The sequence below is a fragment of the Blastocatellia bacterium genome (genome assembly GCA_025055075.1).
Taxonomy (GTDB): Bacteria; Acidobacteriota; Blastocatellia; order HR10; family HR10; genus HR10.
This window is the reverse complement of record JANWYV010000006.1, coordinates 137,757-159,969: the sequence shown is the minus strand read 5'-3', so window position 1 is coordinate 159,969 and position 22,213 is coordinate 137,757. Positions and strand designations below refer to the sequence as shown.

Genomic DNA, 22,213 nt, shown 5'->3' with positions numbered 1-22,213 from the left:
GACTCTCCGGCACTCTCACACTCCAGAGCACGGCCACCACCGCCCGATAGCTGAGCCCCAGGGCATACAGCAGCACATTCAAGGCCCGCATCCGCTGGCTCCGCTCAGAATGCGCCTTGATCCCCTCCGGTTGACACGTCCAGGTCCGCCCACACCGCCCACACTGCATCCGCCACTTCAGTACCCGCCCCAGCCGGATATCCACCACCCCTCGCTCCTCTCGCTGATGGATATGCCCGCTCGCTCTCTGACAGGTGGGACATCGCCGATCCACTTGCGCTTCTTCCTTTACCACGGGAAGAATATAGCGCCGCATTCCCGCAACCATAAAGCATTACAGCTTGCCAGAGAAACCCCTCGCATCAAAACCGTTCGAGTGATCCATTGGCAAGTCGGGCGGCGATGAGTATAATCGGCCATTTGCATGACAGCGCACGACGCGGGAGGAGAATGGTGAAGGTGCGACAGCATGCGGAGATTCCGCCTCATGGTGGACGTCTCGTCAATCGGCTCTCGCACGGCGCAGAGCGGGATGCCGAGGAGCAGGTGGCACGCACGGCCCCTCGCCTCGCGCTGGATGCGTGGGCGATTTCGGATCTGGAATTGATCGCCACCGGGGCCTTCAGTCCCCTGGAGGGCTTCATGGGGAAGGAGGATTACGAATCCGTCCTTCATCGGAAGCGACTGGCCAATGGCTTGCCCTGGACGATTCCCATCACCCTCGCGGTGACGCGCTCGGAAGCTGACAAGCTCGGCGAGGGCGAGCCTGTCGCGTTGACCGATGCCGACGGACGCGTGCTCGGCGTGCTCTACCTGGAACAAAAATATCGCGTGGAGAAGGAGCGCGAAGCGCGTCTGATCTTCGCGACGACCGATCCGGCCCATCCGGGCGTTCGGCGCCTCTACGAGACAGGGGAGATCTACCTCGCCGGGAAGATCAGCCTGCTTCATCGCCCCGAGCACGGGGAGTACCAAGCGTACTGGCTCGATCCGGCCGACGCCCGCCGCGTCTTTCAACAGAAGGGCTGGCGCACGATCGTCGGTTTTCAAACGCGCAATCCCGTTCATCGCGCGCACGAGTACATTCAGAAGTGCGCGCTGGAGATCGTAGATGGTCTCTTCCTGCATCCGCTCGTTGGCCAGACCAAAGGTGACGACATCCCGACCGCCGTACGCATGCGCTGCTATGAGGTCTTGCTCCAGCACTACTATCCGCAGGAGCGCGTCGTGCTCGCCGTCTATCCGGCGGCGATGCGATACGCCGGACCGCGCGAGGCCGTCTTTCACGCCCTCGTCCGCAAGAATTATGGGTGCACGCATTTCATCGTGGGACGCGACCATGCGGGCGTTGGAAATTATTACGGGAGCTTCGACGCGCATCGCATCTTCGAGGAGTTCGATCCCGAAGAACTAGGGATCACTCCCCTCTTCTTCGATAACGCGTTCTACTGCCGGCGATGCGGAGGCATGGCGTCGGCCAAGACGTGCCCGCATGGGGAAAGCGAGCATCTCACCCTCTCGGGGACCGAAGTGCGGCGCCGCCTGCGCGCAGGTGAACCCCTGCCACTGGAATTCACTCGTCCGGAAGTCGCCGAAATTCTAGCCGCCGCGTTCGCGAGCGAAGGAGGAAGCTGATGGAGAGCGTACGGGAGCATGGATTCGCCCTCTGGTTCACTGGCCTCCCCAGTTCCGGCAAGACGACGATCGCGCGCTTGGTCGAGCGCGAGCTGCGTGCTCGCGGCCTGAAGGTCGAAGTGCTCGACGGCGACGAGGTCCGACAACATCTCAGCCCGCAATTGGGGTTCAGCAAAGAAGAGCGGGACGTGCACATCCGGCGGATCGCCTACGTGGCCCAGCTTCTCGTGCGCAACGGTATCGTTGCGATCGTCGCGGCTATCTCCCCGTATCGCGAGACCCGTCAGTATGCGCGCGATCTGATCGGTCGCTTCGTGGAAGTGTACGTGAACTGTCCTCTCGAGGTCTGCATCGAACGCGATGTGAAGGGGCTCTACAAGAAAGCCCTACGAGGGGAGATCACGAACTTCACCGGCATCTCTGATCCATATGAGGAGCCGCTCGCTCCGGAGTTGGTCATCTCCAGCCATCAGGAGACACCCACGGAGAGCGCTCGCCGCGTCCTGGCGCGATTGATCGAACTCGGCTACTTGCGCTCCTGAAGGCGCGCTGCCTCACGCCTCCGGCGAAGAGAGCTTCGCGCGCACGATCTCATTGACCCGGCGCCCTTCGACGAGTTGCCCAGCGAGTTTCGCCATCACAGCCTTCATCACCGGCCCCAGATCTTTCAGCGTCTTCGCCCCAAGCTCGGCGATCGTCTCTACGACGATCCGCTCGATCTCCGCATCGCTCAGCGGAGCCGGCAAATATCCCTCCAGAATCTCGATCTCCCGAGCTTCCTTCTCGGCCAGATCAGCGCGTCCGCCCTGCCGATATTGCTCGATCGCCTCTCGCCGCTGCTTGATCAGTCCCTTCAGTACGTCAATGACATCCGCATCCGTGAGCGACCGCATCTCGGCGACCTCCCGATGCTTGAGCGCCGTCTTCACCATACGCAGCGTGCTCACGCGCAGCTCTTCGCGTGCCTTCAAGGCGGCGAGGAAATCTCGCTCGATGCGCTCTTGTAAACTCATGGCCTCCTTCCCCCCTGACTCAGGACGATTTTCCGAGCGCGCTCCAGAGCTGATCCCGTTCCAACTTGCGCACCAGCTCCAGCGCCTGCAGCAGATTCTCCTTCACGACGCTCCAATCCGGGTAGGTCTCCGTCTCGATCCCTTGCTCGACTTCGACGAGCACCGGATGCAGGAGCTGCCGAAGCCGTTCCAGATCTGCCTTCAGTTCGGCCATCGCGTTTGCTCCTCATCAAATGTGACGCTCCCAAATATACCACATCTCGCAGATGGAAAAACGTCTCCCAGAACCTCTCCGCTGCTCTCGACACAGGACGCTCCAGTCGCTACACTCAATCGCCTATGACGACGAGACTGCGTGTCGGCGATCCCGCTCCGGATTTCGCTCTGCCGGATCAAAAGGGCGAAACGCGTCGGCTCTCGGACTTCCGAGGGCGATGGGTCGTCCTCTACTTCTATCCGAAGGACAACACCCCTGGCTGCACAAAGGAAGCCTGCGGCTTCCGCGATCGCTTTCCGGAATTTCAGCGGCGAGGGATTGCGATCATCGGCATCAGCACGGATTCAGTCCGCAGCCACGAGAAGTTCGCTGAGAAGTACGCTCTTCCCTTCCCCTTACTCGCCGATGATGAGAAAGCGGTCGTTCGCGCTTACGGCGTCTGGGGCCAAAAGTCCTTCATGGGACGCACGACGATGGGTACCCACCGCATCTCGTTCCTCATTGATCCGGAGGGACGCATCGCCAAAGTCTATGAGAAGGTGAAACCAGAAACGCATGCCGAGGAAGTCTTGCGGGACCTCGAGCAGTTGCAGAAAGCCAACTGACGCTGAACGTGGGATCAAGAGGCCTTTCCCGCTCGACCTTCCCGGGCGCGATGCTTCCGCTCTCGCCGGAAGATCCACACCGTGCCCAGGATCGTCATCATCCCTGGGAGGAGCAAGAGGAGGAATCCCCAATCCAAAGTCCACCGTCCGCTCGCCGGATCATGCTGAAGATGGTCACCATGGCCGTCGGCACCGAGACGAATTACAGAGATCACTCGCCTTAGAACCTACTGCCACTTCGGCTGCGCGAAGTCCATAATAGAGGTGCAAGCTGTGCCGAAGAACTTCACGAGGAGCGCGTCATCGGTGAATCCCGTCTCCGCTCATTTCAAGAACGAGAGCGCAAGGATGATCCAGGTCGCGAGAAATCCCCAAAGCACCGAGATCGAGCTAACTGTGGTGATCAAAATGCCGGAGGACTTCCGGCTCCGTCTCCTCTCCTGCCATCAGAACAGGGGTTTCACGGAGGGCGGAGATTCTGACAGGGATGCTCCGATACCCCGGCTGCGAATACGCTTTCTCACGCGATTCAGGTGTGATCCCTCATGCCGAAAGGCGAGCGGCGAGCGCGAGAGATCTTCTGCGCGCATCAAGGGGATTGCCGAGCGAGCGCAAAGATCATTCTATGGCTTCACCCCGCTCTTTTTTTCGTATCCGGGAAGAGAGGGCCTCCCCGAAGGGATCGGGGAGGCCGCGTGATTTCAATCTCCGACGCCGATGCCGACGTTCGGCGTCTTGCTCTTCAAGCCCCTCAACTGCACCAAGGGTTCGATCGGCTCGTTGAGCACGAGCTGACGATAGAGACGCGCCATCTGCTCGTTCTCCGCCTTGCTCAGACGACGCCGCCACAGCTTCTCCTCGCGCGCGTTCTTCGGGATGCCCAATCGCTCCAGATCATGCTGCACATCTTGCGTCACCAACTCTTCGCGCACGAGGAGCGAATGGGCGGTGCTGGAGAGGGGCACGCTCTTGCCGCCGGCGAAGATCTCGTGTCGCCCGTGTTGCTCGTACCACTTCGAGAGCGTCGCCGTCATATGCATCTTTTCGACGATCTTCCGCCAGCCGATGCCCGTATTGTAGGCGCAGAAGGAGATCTCTCCCTCTTGCGTCGCATAGGGGATGATGCAACGCTCAGTCCGCCGGAAGTCGTAGTTGAACAGGTCCTGGAACCACATGCCGGCAATGAAGAGGAAGTTCCACCGATCCCGGCGCCGTCGCTCGATGTCCTCGCGGGTACGATTGCCGCTGACATCCCCATAGCTGCGACCCGTCGCCCCGAAGGATTTGTCGAACTTCACCAGCAGGTCCCACAGCTTGAAATGCTTCGGCGCCTTGAACGGATCGTAATTCTTCATGAGCGCCAGCGCCATGCCCAGGATCGAAAGCCACTTCCCGCGCGCCGCATCATTGATCTTCATCACATCGCGGGCCAGTTGATCCCCATTCAGGAAGGCCGTAACGGGGACGGCCTCGCGCGTCTCCTTGTCCACCATGACGGCCATGCCCACGCCGCAATTGGGATGACAGCCACAACCGACCTGCCCCCAATCCGCCTGCGGCCCGTGCACGAGGTCGGACCAATCGCAGAAGGTGCTCACGAACGAGAGCGGGAACCAATCGCGCGCGGGCTCGCCCAATCCCAACTGATTCTTCAAATCGTGGGCCAGATGGCTGAGCGTATACCGCTGCGCCATGCGCCGCTCATCGCTGATCTCCTCGTCGCGTCCAGTGAAGGAGACCGGTTGGAAGGCGACGAAGGCGATCTTCTTCGGATTGTCCAGGGCAAATTGCACGATCCGGCCCACCTGCTCATTGTTGATCCCGTTGACGATGGTCGTCACCAGGATGATCTCCACGCCGGCGTTATGCAAGTTCTCGATCGCCCGGAGCTTCACGTCGAAGAGATTGCCGACGCGCCGATGCGCATTGGCGGCATTGCCGATGCCATCAAACTGCAAATAGACGTACCGCAAGCCGGCTTCGGCCGCCGCGCGAGCGAACTCCGGACTCTTGGCGAACTCGATGCCGTTGGTCGCCGCTTGCACGCTGTTGTAGCCGAGCTTACGCGCGTAGCGAATGGCATCCAGGAAATAGGGTGAGAGCGTGGGCTCTCCGCCGGAGAATTGCACCGAGAGCTGCCGCTTCGGTTTGAGCGTGATGGCATCGTCGAGCAACTTCTTGATGTCCTCCCAGCTCAATTCGTGCACGAACCCCACCTGATTGGCGTCCATGAAGCAGGGATCGCACATCATGTTGCAGCGATTAGTGAGATCAATGGTGAGGACGGCGCCACGCCCGTACTTGATGGTGCTCGACCCATGATTGTGCAACCGCTCATCATTGTGCGCACGAATGTCGCTCCCCGGATAGGCCTGCTCCAGGTGGCGCGTGAACTCCGGATCAATGGAGATGATGTCCTCAAAATGTCCGTGCTTCGGACAATCCTTCACCATCCAGATCTTTCCATCGCGCTCGATGATCTGCGCCTTGATTTGTCCGACGGGCTGCTCCCGCAAAATGTCCACCGGGAGTTTTCCGTCCAAGATCTGTTGCCGGATCTCCGGCACGCACTTGGGACAGAGGCTATCGGTCGTGCGCGGCCATCCGAGCGGTGGCTTCACCTTCTCATAGGACTTCAGCAGCGGCCGATCCGACCACTTCGGCGTGAACGAGGGATTCGGCCGAATGCGATTCAACCGCTCGAAGACAAACCAGGCTGCGCGCGCGACATAGGTCAGCGCTTTCTCCACATACTTGATCGGCTTATGCATAGACTCTCCCTCCTTCGCTCGAAGACCTCATGCTACAGCCCGCGGCCGCCTTCATTCAGCGCGCCGCACTTCGTACGCGGACGTGACCGGCGCCCGCCAGACCTTGACCCCCAACGTCTGCGGATCGCGCCAGTTGTCCAACTCCGCCACCTGCTGCACGCAGGAGATCGTGCAGTAGGGCGCACAGGCTTTCTCCGTCAGATACTCCCGCCGCATGTCCTCACGCGTGTACGTTTCCAGCGGGACTCCCGGATACCCCCGTTGCTGCGAACAGTAGTGCACCAGACCATCCTCGCACACGTAGAGGTACCGAGCGCCCGCCCGACACCGCCACCGATTGGGCCTCCCCTCAACCAAATTCCGCTGGAACCGATTCACCCGACTGTAACTCCACTTCCCGAGTTTCTGCACGGCCAGGAAAATCTCCCGCTCCCGCTGCGAGAGCGGTCGCAGCCGCCCCCACTCGTCATGGATCACTCCGACCGAGCACGAGAATCCTAATTCGACCGCTCGCCGCGCGATCACCAGCGCATCCTCAGGATTCCGCACGCCGCTTCCCAAGACCGTATTGATGTTCACCTTGAACCGCGCCAGCTCGCTCAACCACAGGAGCTTCTGATCGAGCACCTTCAAGCTCTTCTTCGAGACCTCATCCGGCTGAACATTGTCAATACTGATCTGCAGGTACTCCAACCCCGCCTCATTCAGCTTCTTGATCCGCTCGCGCGTCAGCAAATATCCATTGGTGATCAGCCCGGCGATGATCCCATGCCGTCGAATATGCCGAATGACCTCCTCCAACTCCGGATGCAAAAGCGGCTCCCCACCACTGATCGTGATGATGCTCGCCCCTAACTCCGCCAGCCGATCCACTCGCCGCCGCAGCACATCCGTCGGCACCGGTGTCGAGACCCGATCGTACTCGTTGCAATACCCACAGGAGAGATTGCACCGTCGCGTCACGATCAAATGCGCGAGCACCACGTGATCCGTCCAAAGCAATCCCCTCACGATCATCCGCAGCTCACGCCAGGAACGAATCGCCTCCCCGAAGATGCCCACAACATAAGAGGCCCCCTTAAGCCAAGCCTTCAGTTGGCGATACCACGCTGTTCGCTCTGATGTCTCCATATTAGCGCCCCGATTTCGTCCGAGTATATAAGCAAATTCCATGCCCAAGAGCAAGACCGTGCGCGCCCTTTCGACTCAAGTTAAGCCATTTCTTTCAATTAGCCTGAGTCCAGGATCCCACCGAGAGACTCCAAGTGGCTATTTTTGACACACAATGTCCGAAGAGGTCTCGGATTCACTGGACCTAAATGACACGAAGTCCGTCCGAGACTTCAGCCAGCGAGTCATTTTTACTCGATGTAGAGATGCATTCATCCGATCTCGACGGCTCTGACCCCTTGTGCTATGATGCCCGTTCATGACTCGAGGCGCTCGCGAAGGAGGAAGCGATGAAAGTGGATCTCATTCTCCCGCGATTTCGTTTGGAGGATGTTCCGGCTCTGGCTCGGCGCGTGGAGGCTCTTGGCTTTGACGGTCTCTGGTTCGGTGAAACCGGAGGGGATCCATTCCTGGCGATCGCGCTCGCCGCTGAGCACACGACACGAATCACATTGGGGACGGGCATTGCGGTCGCCTTTCCGCGCAGCCCGATGATCACGGCATACATCGCGTGGGATTTACAACGTTTGTCGCGGGGCCGGATGATCCTCGGACTAGGAAGCCAAGTGAAGGGCCACATTGAGCGACGATTTGGGCTGAAGTGGAAGGCGCCGGCACCGTGGCTACGCGAATACATCGCGGCGTTGCGCGCCATCTGGGCAGCATGGCGCGATGGTGCGCCGTTGAACTTTCGCGGCGAGCAGTACACGCTGAGTCTGATGACGCCGTTCTTCACGCCGGAGCCGAATCCATACGCGGACATTCCCGTACACATCTCGGCGGTGAATCGCAGGATGTTACGGCTTGCCGGGGAAGTGGCCGATGGCGTGCACGTGCATCCCCTGCATTCGGAACGATACGTGCGCGAGATCGCACTGCCGGAGCTTGAAGCTGGATGGCGAGCGGCTGGTCGGGAACGCTCGCAGTTTGAGATCGTCGCAGCCGCCATCATCGTCTCGGGGCGGGATTCAACCGAATGGGATGAGAGCCAACGTTTCGCTCGAGCGCAGATTGGCTTCTACGGCTCGACGCCAACGTACCGCCTTCTCCTCGAATTGCACGGCTTCACGGAGCAGGCGGAACGGCTACGTACGCTGGCCGCGGTCGGACGATGGGATGAGCTCGCTGATGTCGTCTCCGAAGAGATGCTGCAGACGTTCGCCATCGTCGCTCCACCGGAGGAAATGGCTGAACGACTCCGCGAGCGGTATCGTTCGCTTGTGGATCGAATCGTCTTTTACGGGCTGCGCCCGCCGCGTCCCTTAGAGGATGAAGCCTTTTGGAGAAAGACGATTCAAGTCCTGAAGGCCTGAGGCCCTCCCGAATCGAATGGGATCACGCCAGCACTCGTTCCGCGGCGTGGCTGGGCACGACGATCATCTCCTCGCGCTCAGCGCCGGTTGAGATGATGGGGATGTCACATCCGACCAGTTGACTCAAACGCTCGATGTAGCGTTGGGCTTTCGGCGGTAATTCCTCGTAGCGAGTGAGTCCGCTCGTCGGTGCCTGCCACCCCGGGACGGCCTCGTAGATCGGCTCGCATTCGCGGAGGGTTTCGCAGGAAGCTGGATATTCGTCGAGCAAACGTCCGCGATAGCGGTATCCCACGCAGATTTTGATCTCTGGCAGTGGATCGAGCACATCGAGTTTGGTGAGGGCCAGCGCCGTGCACCCGTTGAGCATCACGGCATAGGCGACGGCGAAAGCATCAAACCATCCGCAGCGGCGTGGGCGTCCTGTTGTCGCCCCATATTCTCCCCCTCCCTGCTGGAGGAGCTGCCCGATTTCATCTTGAAGCTCCGTGGGAAAGGGACCTTCTCCCACGCGCGTCGTATAGGCTTTGACGACACCCAAGACGGCTGTGACGCGCGTGGGCGGGACGCCCGTCCCTACGATCGCGCCGCCAGCCGACGCGTTCGAAGAGGTCACGAATGGATACGTCCCATGATCCACATCGAGCATCGTCCCTTGCGCGCCTTCGAAGAGGACGGTCCGCCCTTTGGCGATCGCTCGATTCAAGTAAGCGACCGTATCCGTCACGAAGGGCGCGAGCTTCTCACCTAGCTCTCGACACCGCTCGTAGAGCGATTGCGGATCCACTGGCTCAGCGTCGAAAGCGCGCAACATCCGGTTGACGTGCTCAGCAACCAGCGCGATTTTTTCACGCAAGCGCTGGGGCTCGCAGAGATCGTCCATGCGCAGGCCGCGCCGCCCATATTTGAACTCATACGCCGGTCCGATGCCACGCATCGTCGTCCCCACGCGCCGTTCTCCCAGGTGTCGCTCCACCACAGCTTCCAGAGCGCGATGATACGGTAAGATGACGTGCGCGCGGTGGCTGACGAGCAATCGCTCGGGCGTCACCGAGATCCCTTCGCGTCGGAGCATCGCCATCTCTTCGAGCAAGGCTTCGGGATCCACGACGACGCCATTGCCGATGACGCACACCTTTCCATCTCGGAGGATCCCCGACGGGATGAGATGTAAGACGAAGCGGCGCCCCCCGACTCGAACCGTATGCCCAGCGTTATGTCCCCCTTGATACCGGGCGATGATGTCGAAATGCGCCGCCAGCCAATCGACGATCTTCCCCTTCCCCTCGTCGCCCCACTGGGCACCGACGACGACGACGTTCCTCATATCCCTCCCAGATAGGGCGCGAACATGCGGACGATGTTCTCCTTGGCCGTCACGCCGATGATGCGATCCTTCTCCTCCCCATCTTTGAAGAGGACCAGCGTGGGGATCCCTTGGATCCCATACCGGCTCGGCGTCAGGGGATTTTCATCCACGTTCAACTTCGCGACCTTGAGGCGCCCGGCGTACTCTTCAGCGATCTGTTCCACCGTTGGAGCGATCGCCCGACAGGGCGCGCACCAAATGGCCCAGAAATCCACGAGCACAGGGATGGGCGACTCCAAGACTTCCGTCCGAAACGTGGCATCGGTGACTTCGATGACGTTTCCCGCCATATTCTCCTCCCTTCCAACCGAACGTTTCCTCACCTGTCATGCGGGCTCCCCGAAGGGCCCGTCCCCGCGGATCACCCGCTCGTACAGCTCTCGATATTGTGCAGCCGAACGATCCCAAGAGAAATCGGCGCGCATGCCGTTCTCCATGCAGGCTCGCCACAGCGATGGATCGGCATAAACCTGCAATGCGCGCTCGACGGCCGCGAGCAAATGATCGGCCCGATACTCGACGAACTTGAATCCATTCCCCGATCGCGTCGCTGGATCGAAGGGCTCGATCGTATCGTCGAGCCCGCCGGTCGCGCGGACGATGGGGACCGTGCCGTACTTCAAGCTGTAAATCTGATTCAGGCCACACGGCTCATATCGTGAGGGCATCAGGAACATGTCGGCACCGGCTTCGATCTTATGCGCCAATTCATTGTGGAATCCCACATAGACGCCGACGCGATCCGGATGAGCGCGTTGCCATTCCCGAAAGAACTCCTCCAACTCGCGCGCTCCCGATCCGAGCAGGACATACACGACACCAGCCCGCAGGAGGCCGTTGGCTGCCTCGCGCACCAGATCGAATCCCTTCTGCGCGACCAATCGAGAGATCGAACCGATCACTGGGCGCTCGAGATCTTCCGGCAACCCCATCGTCCGCAGGAGATCGGCCTTGCAGAGGCGTTTCCCACGCAGGTCCTCCATCGAGTATCGCGCGGCGATGAACGGATCGGTGGCCGGATTCCACTCCTCGTAGTCCACGCCATTGAGAATGCCGACGAGCCGCGCGGCATGCGCTCGCAGCAACCCGTCCAAACCGTAGCCGTACTCCGGCGTTTGGATCTCCTCGGCGTACTTCCGACTCACCGTCGAAATCGCTGTCGAGAAGACAATCCCGGCCTTCATGGCGCTCGCCTGGCCGTAGAACTCGATCCCCCCTTCGGTTCGATAGATCTCTGGACTCAACCCGAACCGTTCCAGAAGCATCGGCGAGAAGAGCCCCTGATAGCCGATGTTGTGAATCGTGAAGAGCGTCTTCGTCCTCTGAAAATGCGGGTCTTCACGATACGTCGTCCGAAGATAGAGCGGGATGAACCCCGTCTGCCAATCGTTGCAATGAATGAGATCGGGAGGGGGATTCAGACGCCGCGCCCACTCGATCACTGCGCGCGAGAAGAAGGCGTAGCGTTCGACATTATCGGGATACTCCTCGTTCGGATTTGGGCCGTAAATCCCTGGGCGATCGAAGTACTCCGGGGCATCCACGAAATAAAAAGAGACGCCCCTATGCTCATCGGCGTAGATGGCGACCGTCTTCGTTCCGAAGGCGAAAGGGACATCCACCCGCTCGTCCACGCAACGTCCCACGGCGCCCGCTCGCTCTCCGCGATAGCGCGGGAGGATAACCTTCACCTCCACGCCCAACTTCGCGAGCGCGCGGGGAAGCGCTCCGGCGACATCGGCTAATCCCCCGGTCTTCGCATATGGAGTGGCTTCGGAAGCGGCGAAGATGACCTGTAGACGTTCCCGCATGGTCGCCCCCTCGTGTCTCACAAAGTAGGCTATAGTAGGCCCTCACTCCAAGGCTTGTCAAGAATGGAAGACCAGCGCCTCTCTTTGCCTTTCTCCATTCGTTCGTGCTACAACGTCTTCTCGGCACAGGAGGCGCGCTTGTTCTGATGCGACGAGCGCATCGAAAGCGGAAGTTGATCCGCTGGATACTCGCAGGGCTCCTCGTGGGAGTTCTCGTCTATCACAGCACGATTCTCATTCAAGTCATTCGCTTCCGAACGATCGCTCCGCGGATGACGGCCCTCATGCGACAACGGGCGGAGGAAGCGCGAGCGCGCGGTCAGGTGCCCAAGCGCGTGCACGTGTGGATCCCCTACGAGCGCCTCTCGCCGCATCTTGTGCGCGCCGTGCTCGCGGGTGAAGATCCGCGATTCTTTGTCCATCACGGCTTCGATTGGGGCCAGATTCGGGAGGCGCTCAAGGAGAATCTCGAGGAGGGAGAGATCGTGCGCGGGGCTTCGACGATCACCCAACAATTGGCGAAGAACCTCTTCCTCTCGACGTCGCGAAATCCCTTGCGCAAGGTGCACGAGGCCGTGATCACCGTGGAATTGGAGGCGATCTTGGGAAAGCGGCGGATCCTGGAACTCTATCTGAACGTGATCGAGTGGGGGGATGGGATCTATGGCGCCGAGGCCGCCGCACGACATTATTTCGGCATTTCGGCCGCCCATCTCACGCCGGAGCAGGCGGCTTTCTTGGCGGCGATCATCCCCAATCCCCGCGAGACCTACAATCCGGCCAAGCATCCCGCCCGCGTTGAACGCCGACGTCGGATCATCCAACGCCGCATGCGAGAGGTCAGCATCCCCCCACAATTCCGCGCCGCAGGGACCGCCGTCCCTCTGCTCCTTTCACCTTGACTCGAAGTGACATCGCAGGTATGCTCTATTGCTCGCTCATCAATGCGATGTTTGGGATATGGAGTTGGCCGATGAGGGGCTCGCGGGGGTCAGCAACGTGATGCCCTCGATACCCTCACGGCAAGAGATCGGGCGCTTCGACTGGTCGCGAGATCTGCCGAGGTCCCCGTTCTGATGCTCGAAGCCCCGCGCGCAGAGCGCGAAGCCGCTATGCCTCTTCCGCCCTGCTTCGGTGGCTTCCAAGTAACGATGCTGAGGAGATGGTATGTCCGTGAAACTCTATGTCGGGAATTTGCCCTACAGCGTGACCAGCGAGGACTTGGAAGACCTCTTCAGGCCCTTTGGTCCCGTGCTCTCCAGCCACGTCATCACCGACCGGATCACCGGACGCTCTCGGGGATTTGGATTCGTCGAACTCGCTTCCGCTGAGGCGGCCGAAGCCGCTATCAGCCAGTTGAACCAGCGAGAATACGAAGGTCGCACACTCATTGTGAACGAAGCTCGGCCCAGGCCAGAACGTCCCTCTAATCAGTTCGGGTACGATCGTGGAGGTGGTCCTTCTCGCGGTGGGCGTCGTCCCCCGCGGGGATCGGGGCGCTCTCCTCGATGGTGAAGATCGAGTGATGGGCCTCGCGCTTCCGAAGGCGCGTCAGGCCCCCGTTCAGCACCGCGCGCACACTCGCCGAGTGAGATCCTCTCTCCTCGCCGAGGGAGATCTTCGCTCGCTCGCCGACCTCAACGATTCTCGCCGTTGACACGCTCGTTCGCACGGTGATATCCTCGGAAGGCATCGGAGGGGGATATGGAGAAACCAAATGTGCGACGGATCCCAATCCGTTTCGCCGAAGATCACGGAGAGACTGGATATACGGTGCGCCCATCCGAAGACTCTTCGACGACGCACGCTCCAACGGAGCCGGAAACGGAAGAACTCGGGGCGACGATTCATGAGCTTGGTCAGGAGCTGCTCGAGCCATCACCCCAACTGACCTCAGCGTCTGCGGAAGAGGGATCCGCGCTCGCCCAGTGGCAGCAGGAAAAACAAGCCCTTTATGATCGGCTCGTGCGTTTGGCCGCCGAATTCGATAACTATCGCAAGCGCATCGAGCGCGAGCGGGAACGCATGCGAGAAGATGCGCGGGCTGAAGTCTTGACCGAATTCCTCCCTATCGTGGACGACTTCGAGCGCGCCTTGGAGGGAGCCGAACTGGTACGCGACATGGATGGACTATTGTACGGGCTCCGTATGATCCATCGCCGACTCCTGGAGTTGCTCGCTCGGTTCAATGTGCGCCCTATTGAGACGATCGGACAGCGCTTTGACCCCACGCGCCATGAGGCCTTCGCCATCGAACCGACGGACGAGTTCGAGGAGAACACGATCCTGGACGAATATCAGCGCGGATACCTCATCGGCGATCGCCTGCTGCGTCCGGCGCGCGTCAAAGTCGCCGTGCGTCCGACTTCAAACACCTCATCACCTCCGCGCGAACCAGAGCGCTCCTCCCATGACCGATAGCCGATATCCTCTGTCTTGAGCGCGTTTCCTGACGAGCTGGAAAGGACAATCGCTTCCGACAAAGAGAAGGCTTACTCAGAGAGCCTTCTTGCGCGGCTCCGTGAAAATGGACATCAAGATCCCGACTTCCACAAGGAAGAACTGCTGCACAATCGGCCCCGCTGCGCCGCACAGCGACGCTGTCCCGATGAATCGCCTCCAACCCTCGATTCGAAGATCCGTCGCTCAAAAATCAAGGCTCGGGAGGAGCAAAATGTGAAGTTCCCGAACACCGCGGCCGGTTGTGGGCTCATCGAAAGCAGACCAACGGCCGCGATCAATCCGGCAGCAAGGAACTCGCCGATCGAAGCTCGAACGGATCCTCGCTCGTCGTAGGTCGGGAGGATGACCGACACGGTCTTGCTCCGCCTCATCGGCCCGCCTTCTGCATCGAGGTTCAGCTCACGAATCGGTCGCGCGCCTTTCCGTCTGCCGACGACCCCCATCATCGCCGAGGGGACTTCGCCAAGCTACAGCAAACGTTCGTACAAAAGGGCGAGAGCGGCCTGGGCCGCTAGTTCTCGGATGCGAGCGCGATCACCTGAGAACCAATGGCGATGGCTCTCCACGTGCACATCGTCGGCCAGCGCGATGAAGACGAGCCCCACGGGCTTCTCTGATGTTCCTCCCTCGGGTCCGGCGAGCCCAGTGACGGCCAGGCCAATCGTCGTCGCAAACTGCGCCTTCACCTGTTGAGCCATCGCCTCGGCGACCACTGCGCTGACAGCCCCATGGGCCGCGAGCAGATCGGCCGGAACACCCAAAAGCGTGGTCTTCGCTTCATCCGAATATGCGGTGATCCCGCCGCGAAAATAACGTGAGCTGCCGGGGACATCGGTGAGTCGCTTGGCAACGAGGCCCCCGGTCACGCTCTCGGCGACGGCGATCGTATAGCGCTTGATCACACAGAGGCGCCCGATCACCTCCTCGAGCGATTCGCCACGGGTCGTGAAGACGCGCGCGCCCAACGCTTGCTCGATGCGATCGGAGAGTTCATTGAGGCGCGTTTCGATTTCCTCCTCGGTCGGCCCGACGGCCGTGAGATGAATCTCGATCCCACTCGTAGTCGCCAAGATCGTCGTTCGTGGATTCGTGTACTGCGTGTAGATCGGCGCGATCGCTTGATCCACAGCGGATTCGCTCATGCCAGCGATCCGCAGCGTGCGATATCTGAGCTTGAGCCCACCGGCCAAAGGTTCCAGCAGCGGCACGACCTCACTCTCGAACATGACTCGCATCTCCGAAGGCGGCCCAGGCAAAGCGACGAGCACATGCCCCTGATGTTCCAGGAACATCCCCGGAGCCGTACCATACCGATTCTCCAGCACGATCGCCCCTTCCAAGACCAAGGCCTGCCGCTCGTTGATCGCCGGCATCACGAGCCCGCGACTGGCGAATCGCATCCGAATGCGCTCGAGGACTTGCTCGTCAAGCACGAGCCCTCGCCCGAGCGCGCGCGCGAGCGCTTTTCGCGTCACGTCGTCCTCGGTCGGCCCCAACCCCCCAGTCAAGATGAGGATCTCTGAGCGAGCGAGCGCTTCGCGCACGAGGCGTTCCAAAAGCGCTTCATCATCGCCGACGATCGTCTTCACGACCACCTCGATCCCGAGCGCGTTCAACCGCTCGGTGAGCCACAGCGAATTCGTGTCCACGTGAAACGGCGTCAGCAGTTCCGACCCGACGGCGATGATCTCCGCTTGGCGCGATCGCTCCGATCGCATCGGCCTCCCCTCATGAGAGTTGTCGCGCGAGGAGCAAGATGGCGTGGGTCGCGAGCCCCGCGTATCCCCCCGCCAACACATCGTCGGCCATGATCCCAATGCCAGACGGCCAGCGCTCGACTCGCCGAATGGGATACGGTTTCCAAATGTCGAATAGGCGAAAGCAGACGAAGCTCACGCCGATCGCACTCCATCTCGGCCATGCCGCTCCGCTTCCGAAAACAATTGCCAGTGCCAGATATTGTCCGACGATCTCATCAATGACGATTTGCGGCGGATCGGTCCGTTCGAAACGCCGACCCGCGCGAGACGACGCCCACACACCGACGCCCAGGAAGATGCTGACGACGATCCACCCTACTCCCTTCGCCTCAAAAGCGCGCTCTACGAAGAGAGTGCCCACGAAGAACAGGACGCCCAGAAACGCGCCTACCGTCCCCGGGGCGATCGGTGCCAGACCACTTCCCCCTCCCGTGGCGACCCACCAAGCAAGATGATCCCCAAGAGAGAGCCGAATCGGTGCTCGCTCCACGATCTCCGACTCAGCACGCGTTCTCATGACGCACTCGTCCGATCAGATCGGATCCGAAGACATCGAGGATTTCGACTTGGACGAACTCTCCTGGCCGAGGTGGCTGTTTCGCCTCTCCCACATCGAGGATCACACCCCCATCTATCTCCGGCGCTTGCGCGGCCATGCGTCCTCGCAACACGAGCGGCGTCGCAGTCCGATCGTCCGAAGAAGATGCGCTCGCCGCCACATATCCTTCGACCAAAACCTCGACGGTTCGCCCAATCCATCGCCGATGCCGCCGCTGCGCGATCCGCTCCAACTCGCGAAGGAGCCGCCGCTGACGCGCGCGCGCCACGGACGATGGTACCTTCCCCGTCAGCCCGTAGGCCTCCGTCCCCTCTTCGTCCGAATAAAGGAATGCCCCCGCATAATCGAATTCCACTGACCGACAGAAGTCGAGCAGCTCGCGAAAATCCTGCTCCGTCTCCCCCGGAAATCCCACGATGAAGGTCGTGCGCAGCGTCGCCTCTGGAAGGCGACGTCGAATGCGTTCGATCAAGCGCTCGAGCGAACGGCGCGTGCCTCCTCGACGCATGGCACGGAGCAGACGAGCGCTCACATGCTGCAGGGGGATGTCGAAGTACGGGCAAACCTTCTCCTCGGTAGCGACGGTCTCGATCAAGGCATCGCTCACGTGATTGGGATAGCTATAGAGGAATCGGATCCATCGAATCCCCTCGATCCGGGCCAGCGCGCGTAGAAGCGTCGCTAACCCCTCTCGCATCCCGATGTCCACGCCATAGTGCGTCGTGTCCTGCGCAACCAACACCAATTCTCGAACGCCACGCGCCGCCAACTCCTCGGCCTCCTTGAGGAGAGACTCCAGGGGACGACTCCGAAAGAGGCCGCGCAGTTTGGGAATGATGCAGAAGGAACAGGTGTGATCACAGCCTTCGGCGATCTTGAGATAGGCTGTGGGGCGCGGCGTCGTCAGCAACCGCGGATGCGTCGGACCCTCCACGTATCGAGATGCGATCTCCGCTGAGAGAACTGGCAAAGAACGCTTTCGACGCTTCTCCTCTCCCTCGCGGCAGATCTCGACGACGCGCTCCAGCTCTCGCGTTCCCAAGATAGCATCCACCTCGGGCAATGCGCGCCGCAATTGATCGCCATAGCGCTCGACCAAACATCCCGTGACGATCAGCTTGCGACAGCGCCCGCGTTCCTTCCACTGCGCCATCTCCAAGATCGTCTCGATGGATTCCCGCCGGGCCGGGTCGATGAAGGCGCACGTGTTCACGACGAGGATCTCCGCCTCCTCCACGTTCGTCGTGAGCGCGAATCCCTCGCGCACGAGCCATCCCATCATGACCTCGCTGTCCACGAGGTTCTTCGGACACCCGAGGCTGATCCACCCTACCTTCGGCATACCTGGGCATGGTAAATCGAGCGACGCCCCATTGTAAAGGAGGCATCCGAACGACGAGCGAAATCGCTCGCCGGGGCTTGACATGGAGACGAAACAGTTTATTATCTTCTCGAACAAAGTCATGGGCGAGCATGGATACAATTCGGCGACTCCGGCCAATCACGGGCTCCTCAAGCGGTTGAACATGCTGGCGTTGTTGGAGCTCGTGCGGGCCTCTGGGAGGACCTCGCGGGCGGAGCTGGTGCGTCGTTCGGGCTTGAGTCCCCCGGCTGTCTCCACGTTGGTGGCGAAGCTCGTGCGCGCTGGATTGCTCATCGAAGAAGGCACAGGCGAATCTCGCGGTGGACGACCGCCGGTGCTCTTGCGCTTCAACGCGCGCTTCGGATACGTGCTCGGCGCGGACCTGGGAGGGACGCGCGTGCGCGTCGCTTTAGCGGATCTCAACGGCGATTTCCTTGCGCAATTGGAAGAGCCGACGCGAAAGGCACCTCCTCATGCGCGCACTGTCGTAGAGCAAATCGTCCGACTCAGCCGCCAGCTCGTCCAGACGATGGGTTTGCGATGGCGCCAGGTGAAGGGAATGGCCATCGGCGCTCCCGGCATCACCGATGTCGAGAGCGGTGTCGTCCGCCATGCCCCGAATCTCCCGGGTTGGCGCGACGTCCCCTTGCGCAAACTCCTAGAGGAAGCGCTGCGCCTTCCCGTTCATGTGGACAATGACGTGAACATGGCCGTCCTGGGCGAACACTGGCGCGGAGTCGCGCAAGGACGCCAGAACGTCGTCTTCATCGCCATCGGCGCGGGGATCGGGGCGGGCTTGCTCATCAATGGGATGCTCTATCGCGGCGCCACGCATGCAGCCGGAGAAGTCGGCTACATGCTCTTAGACCCGAAGGCATTGTGGCAGGAATTCCGCGAATTGGGATTCTTGGAACTACGCGCGTCTGGGCCCGCTCTGACCGCTCGTGCCCGTCGGGAGATGAAGCGCCCACGTCTGTCGGACGCTCGGGCGATCTTCGAGGCTGCCCGTCAGGGCGATGCGGCCGCTCAGCGCGTGGTAGAAGAAGCCATCGAGTACCTCGGCACAGCCGTCGCCAATCTAGCCACGGTGCTCGATCCAGAGATGATTGTGCTCGGTGGGGGGGTGAGCTTAGCCGGGGAGATGCTCCTCGAACCCATTCGAGCGGCTCTCGAACGAACGGTTCCGGCCAAACCGGTTGTCGTCGCCTCGGCGTTGAGAGATCAGGCGCAACTCTATGGCGCCGTCTTCTCAGCTCTTCAACTCGTCGAGCGACAACTCGCCGATTTGGTCGCGCGACTTTAAAGCAGGAGGGGGGTATGAAGAACTTGCTTCTCGCGACGTTTCTGCTCATTCAGGCACAGGCGACCGATGGGGTCATCGAGGGGATTGTGATGGACCCATCAGGAGCGGTCGTTTCTGGAGCCACTGTACGCATCGTCAATCTGGACACGGGGTATGCGCGAACGCTGACGACGAATGAGCGGGGATTTTATCGCGCGACGTTGCTGCCACTTGGCCGCTACGAAGTCAGTGTGGAAGCCACTGGATTCAAGCGAGCCGTGCGCTCGGGCATCACGCTCACGGCTGGTCGAACGGCCGTCGTGGATGTCACGCTGGAAGTCGGACAGATCGAGCAAGCTGTGACGGTCACGGCCGATGTCCCTGTGGCTGACATTGGGAAGATCGAACAAGGCAACACGATCTCGGTGCAAGAGGTGCGGAACCTCCCCTTGGTTTCCCGCAACATCTACAACTTCATGCTCTTGCAACCGGGAGTCAGTGCGCGTCCCAATCCCGAATTCGGCGTCCCGCGTAAGGTGAATACCAACGGGTTCCTGGATCGGATCAACTACCAGCTTGATGGAAACACGAACACGCAAGCCGATCGCGCGGGCATTCGCTTGATGCCGATCTCGGAAGTGTTCGTCCGAGAGATCCAAGTCGTCAACAACGGCTTCGCTCCGGAATTCGGGACGACGACAGGTACTGTCTACAACGCGATCACCGACTCGGGGACGAACGAATTACGCGGCGAAGCCGGATATCGTTTCCGCCGCAAGTCCTTCTCGGCGCGTCCGACGCTGCTGGCGCCCACACAACCCAAACCGGATTTCGCCGCCGATACGGTGACGGTGCGGCTGGGCGGCCCGATCCAACGCGACCGACTCCACTACTTCAGCGCCTATGAGTTCACGCGGCGTGACATCCCGCGCCCGATTACCATCACGCCGGAGAATGCCGCGCGCATCGGATTGACCCCCAAGCAGATTGGCGTCGTCCCGGCCTCGCAACGGGTCAACTTCTTCATCGTGCGGAGCGACTACACGATCTCCGAGCAGCATCGCCTGATGTCCCGGTATAACCTGTTCCGCAACAGCTCGCCGAACAACATCGGTGGCGCGCTCTCGGCCGGACTTCTCTCGCTGACGCGCTCGACCGATTTCATTGACGCTGCCGATTCGGTGGCGACGCAGTTGACCTCGACGTTCTCGGCGCGCGCGATCAACGAGTTTCGCTTCCAATACGCGCGGCGACGCTTCTTCCGCGTGGCCAATCCGGAGAATGCCGTGCGCGGTCCGGCCATCACGATCTCCGGCGTAGCGCTGTTTGGGGGTCCGACCGACGATGGGCAGCGCTTCCGTCAAAGGAGCGTGGACGTCGTGGACAACTTCACGTTCATCCGGGGGAACCACGCCTTCAAGTTCGGATTCGCGATGACGACCTATGACGATTTCCGACGGGAACCGCTCTTTGCCGAATACGTCTTCCCGAACATCGACGCCTATCTGAACGCCGTCAGAGGGGTGAACCCGAGAGGATACACGACCTTCCGGCAGCGGTTAGGGGATCCGGAGATCAGCGAGCGCGCGTTCTTCTACTCGGCGTTCTGGCAAGACGATTGGCGCGTCACGCAGAACCTCAAGCTCCTCTATGGCGTCCGCTATGAGCTGTACGACGTCCCGAACGCGGATCGGAATTCTCCGCTTCCGATCTCGCGCGACTTCAACGTGGACAAGAACAACTTCGCTCCGCGCGTGGGCCTCTCCTACGGGATCGGACGAGAGCGGAAGACCGTTGTGCGCGCGAGCGCCGGCATCTACTACGACTTCCCGAAGCTCGACTTCTACCGCCTGGCGATCCTGAACAATGGCAATCCGCGCTTCCGCGAGATCTCGGTCGCGGGGACGAGTCCCTTCGCCCCGGCCTTCCCGCAGACGCTCGAGCAGTTGCCGCCGGGATTCCCTCTGCCGCGCGTGAGCGTGAACGCCGTCGCTCCGGACTTCGCGAACCTGTACTCGGGCAATGCGAATCTGCAGATCGAGCGGGCGCTCACCAACGACATGTCCGTCGTCCTCAGCTACGTCTTCTCCAAGGGGACGCGCATCCCTGTGCGGCGGAACATCAACCCGATCAACCCGATTCGAACGCTCGCGGACGGGCGTCCCGTCTTCGACACGGCCGTGAATCCGCAGACGCGGCTCTTCCCCGAATTCGACAACGTCTTCCTGGACGAGTCCGTGGGGAACTCCAACTACAACGGCGTCACCGTGCAGCTCATCAAGCGATTCTCGAACGGGTACCAATTCACGGCTTCCTACACGTGGTCGCACGCCATTGACGATGCGCCCGAGGTGAACGTGCTCGACAGCAACGTGCAGCTCTCGGACCCGACCAATCGGCGTCGCGATCGCGGCAATTCGCTCTCGGATCGCCGTCACATCTTCTACGTGAGCAGCGTCCTGGCGCCCAAGGTGAACGTGGAGAACCGATTCTGGAATGCGCTCTTGAACGACAATCAGGTGAGCCTCATCGTGAGCGCCGACAGCGGCGACACGTTCAATATCTTCGCCAATCGCGATCTCAACAACGACCGCATCTTGATGGATCGGCCGCTCTTCATCGGACGCAACACGGTGGATGGGCCGAACAACTTCAACGTGGACCTGCGGTACTCCCGCTTTGTGCGCTTGAGCGAGCGCGCCAACGTCGAGTTCTTCGCGGAGTTCACCAATCTGACCAATCATCCGAACATCACGGACCTGACGACGACGGTGGCCGTGAACGCCGACGGGAGCTTAGTCTCACCGTTGCCCACACGCTTCCCGCGGGCGGGAGCGCTCGAATCGCGACAGTTGCAGCTCGGGTTCAAGCTGAATTTCTGA

General features: G+C 60.9%; 20 protein-coding genes. 9 read left to right on the top strand and 11 right to left on the bottom strand.

The genetic code is table 11. The features are described 5' to 3' along the window. Positions 1-208 (bottom strand): hypothetical protein (locus NZ746_02620; protein ID MCS6816255.1); only part of this gene is annotated, 208 nt, incomplete at its 3' end. A gap of 242 nt (positions 209-450) precedes the next feature. On the opposite strand from NZ746_02620, the gene sat reads away from it, so the two are divergent. Next, on the top strand, positions 451-1,635 hold the full coding sequence (gene sat / locus NZ746_02615) for a sulfate adenylyltransferase (GenBank protein ID MCS6816254.1): 1,185 nt from the start codon (positions 451-453) through the stop codon (positions 1,633-1,635). Next, entirely contained in the window at positions 1,635-2,177 is a 543-nt protein-coding gene (gene cysC / locus NZ746_02610; GenBank protein ID MCS6816253.1) for an adenylyl-sulfate kinase, read from the top strand. The genes sat and cysC overlap by 1 nt, the downstream gene beginning before the upstream one ends. Positions 2,178-2,189: 12 nt before the next feature. Here the strand turns inward: cysC and NZ746_02605 are convergent, their stop codons facing one another. Both NZ746_02605 and NZ746_02600 read right to left on the bottom strand, forming a co-directional pair. Then, positions 2,190-2,648: a GatB/YqeY domain-containing protein gene (locus tag NZ746_02605; GenBank protein ID MCS6816252.1), complete on the bottom strand. Its 459-nt coding sequence runs from the start codon at positions 2,646-2,648 to the stop codon at positions 2,190-2,192. A gap of 19 nt (positions 2,649-2,667) precedes the next feature. Further along, positions 2,668-2,862, bottom strand: coding sequence for a hypothetical protein (locus tag NZ746_02600; GenBank protein ID MCS6816251.1), 195 nt, complete (start codon positions 2,860-2,862; stop codon positions 2,668-2,670). 125 nt (positions 2,863-2,987) lie between these two features. Between NZ746_02600 and bcp the strand changes: the two genes are divergently transcribed. Further along, entirely contained in the window at positions 2,988-3,470 is a 483-nt protein-coding gene (bcp, locus tag NZ746_02595) for a thioredoxin-dependent thiol peroxidase (GenBank protein MCS6816250.1), read from the top strand. 701 nt (positions 3,471-4,171) lie between these two features. Here the strand turns inward: bcp and NZ746_02590 are convergent. Together NZ746_02590 and NZ746_02585 are read right to left on the bottom strand one after the other, a co-directional pair. After that, positions 4,172-6,241: a radical SAM protein gene (locus NZ746_02590; GenBank protein MCS6816249.1), complete on the bottom strand. Its 2,070-nt coding sequence runs from the start codon at positions 6,239-6,241 to the stop codon at positions 4,172-4,174. A 51-nt stretch (positions 6,242-6,292) separates the two neighbouring features. Continuing rightward, positions 6,293-7,258, bottom strand: coding sequence for a radical SAM protein (locus NZ746_02585; GenBank protein ID MCS6816248.1), 966 nt, complete (start codon positions 7,256-7,258; stop codon positions 6,293-6,295). Between the two features lie 443 nt (positions 7,259-7,701). On the opposite strand from NZ746_02585, the gene NZ746_02580 reads away from it, so the two are divergent. Further along, positions 7,702-8,724: a TIGR03617 family F420-dependent LLM class oxidoreductase gene (locus NZ746_02580; protein MCS6816247.1), complete on the top strand. Its 1,023-nt coding sequence runs from the start codon at positions 7,702-7,704 to the stop codon at positions 8,722-8,724. 22 nt (positions 8,725-8,746) lie between these two features. On the opposite strand, the gene NZ746_02575 is transcribed toward NZ746_02580, so the two are convergent. The 3 genes from NZ746_02575 to glgA are packed head-to-tail and all read right to left on the bottom strand — an operon-like array spanning position 8,747 to position 11,904. Continuing rightward, entirely contained in the window at positions 8,747-10,051 is a 1,305-nt protein-coding gene (locus NZ746_02575; GenBank protein MCS6816246.1) for an adenylosuccinate synthase, read from the bottom strand. Continuing rightward, positions 10,048-10,383: a thioredoxin gene (gene trxA, locus NZ746_02570; protein ID MCS6816245.1), complete on the bottom strand. Its 336-nt coding sequence runs from the start codon at positions 10,381-10,383 to the stop codon at positions 10,048-10,050. Before trxA ends, NZ746_02575 begins: the two co-directional genes overlap by 4 nt. A 36-nt stretch (positions 10,384-10,419) precedes the next feature. Then, positions 10,420-11,904, bottom strand: a complete 1,485-nt coding sequence (glgA, locus tag NZ746_02565; GenBank protein MCS6816244.1) for a glycogen synthase GlgA — start codon at positions 11,902-11,904, stop codon at positions 10,420-10,422. Positions 11,905-12,050: 146 nt separating this feature from the next. On the opposite strand from glgA, the gene mtgA reads away from it, so the two are divergent. The 3 genes from mtgA (at position 12,051) to NZ746_02550 (ending at position 14,325) form a co-directional block, all read left to right on the top strand. Next, on the top strand, positions 12,051-12,806 hold the full coding sequence (gene mtgA, locus NZ746_02560) for a monofunctional biosynthetic peptidoglycan transglycosylase (GenBank protein MCS6816243.1): 756 nt from the start codon (positions 12,051-12,053) through the stop codon (positions 12,804-12,806). A gap of 265 nt (positions 12,807-13,071) precedes the next feature. After that, positions 13,072-13,419, top strand: a complete 348-nt coding sequence (locus NZ746_02555) for an RNA-binding protein (GenBank protein MCS6816242.1) — start codon at positions 13,072-13,074, stop codon at positions 13,417-13,419. A 189-nt stretch (positions 13,420-13,608) separates the two neighbouring features. Continuing rightward, entirely contained in the window at positions 13,609-14,325 is a 717-nt protein-coding gene (locus NZ746_02550) for a nucleotide exchange factor GrpE (protein MCS6816241.1), read from the top strand. Between the two features lie 509 nt (positions 14,326-14,834). Here the strand turns inward: NZ746_02550 and NZ746_02545 are convergent. The 3 genes from NZ746_02545 to rimO are packed head-to-tail and all read right to left on the bottom strand — an operon-like array spanning position 14,835 to position 18,028. Continuing rightward, positions 14,835-16,085 (bottom strand): competence/damage-inducible protein A, encoded by a 1,251-nt coding sequence (locus NZ746_02545; GenBank protein ID MCS6816240.1) that lies wholly within the window; start codon positions 16,083-16,085, stop codon positions 14,835-14,837. A gap of 10 nt (positions 16,086-16,095) precedes the next feature. Next, positions 16,096-16,644: a phosphatidylglycerophosphatase A gene (locus NZ746_02540; protein MCS6816239.1), complete on the bottom strand. Its 549-nt coding sequence runs from the start codon at positions 16,642-16,644 to the stop codon at positions 16,096-16,098. Next, a complete protein-coding gene (rimO, locus tag NZ746_02535; GenBank protein ID MCS6816238.1) occupies positions 16,628-18,028 on the bottom strand; it encodes a 30S ribosomal protein S12 methylthiotransferase RimO in 1,401 nt (466 codons plus the stop codon). The genes NZ746_02540 and rimO overlap by 17 nt, the downstream gene beginning before the upstream one ends. Before the next feature lie 82 nt (positions 18,029-18,110). On the opposite strand from rimO, the gene NZ746_02530 reads away from it, so the two are divergent. After that, complete coding sequence (locus NZ746_02530) at positions 18,111-19,352, top strand: ROK family transcriptional regulator (protein MCS6816237.1); 1,242 nt, start codon at positions 18,111-18,113, stop codon at positions 19,350-19,352. A 14-nt stretch (positions 19,353-19,366) separates the two neighbouring features. Then, the gene (locus tag NZ746_02525; protein MCS6816236.1) at positions 19,367-22,213 is read left to right on the top strand and encodes a TonB-dependent receptor; all 2,847 of its coding nucleotides are present in this window, start codon (positions 19,367-19,369) and stop codon (positions 22,211-22,213) included.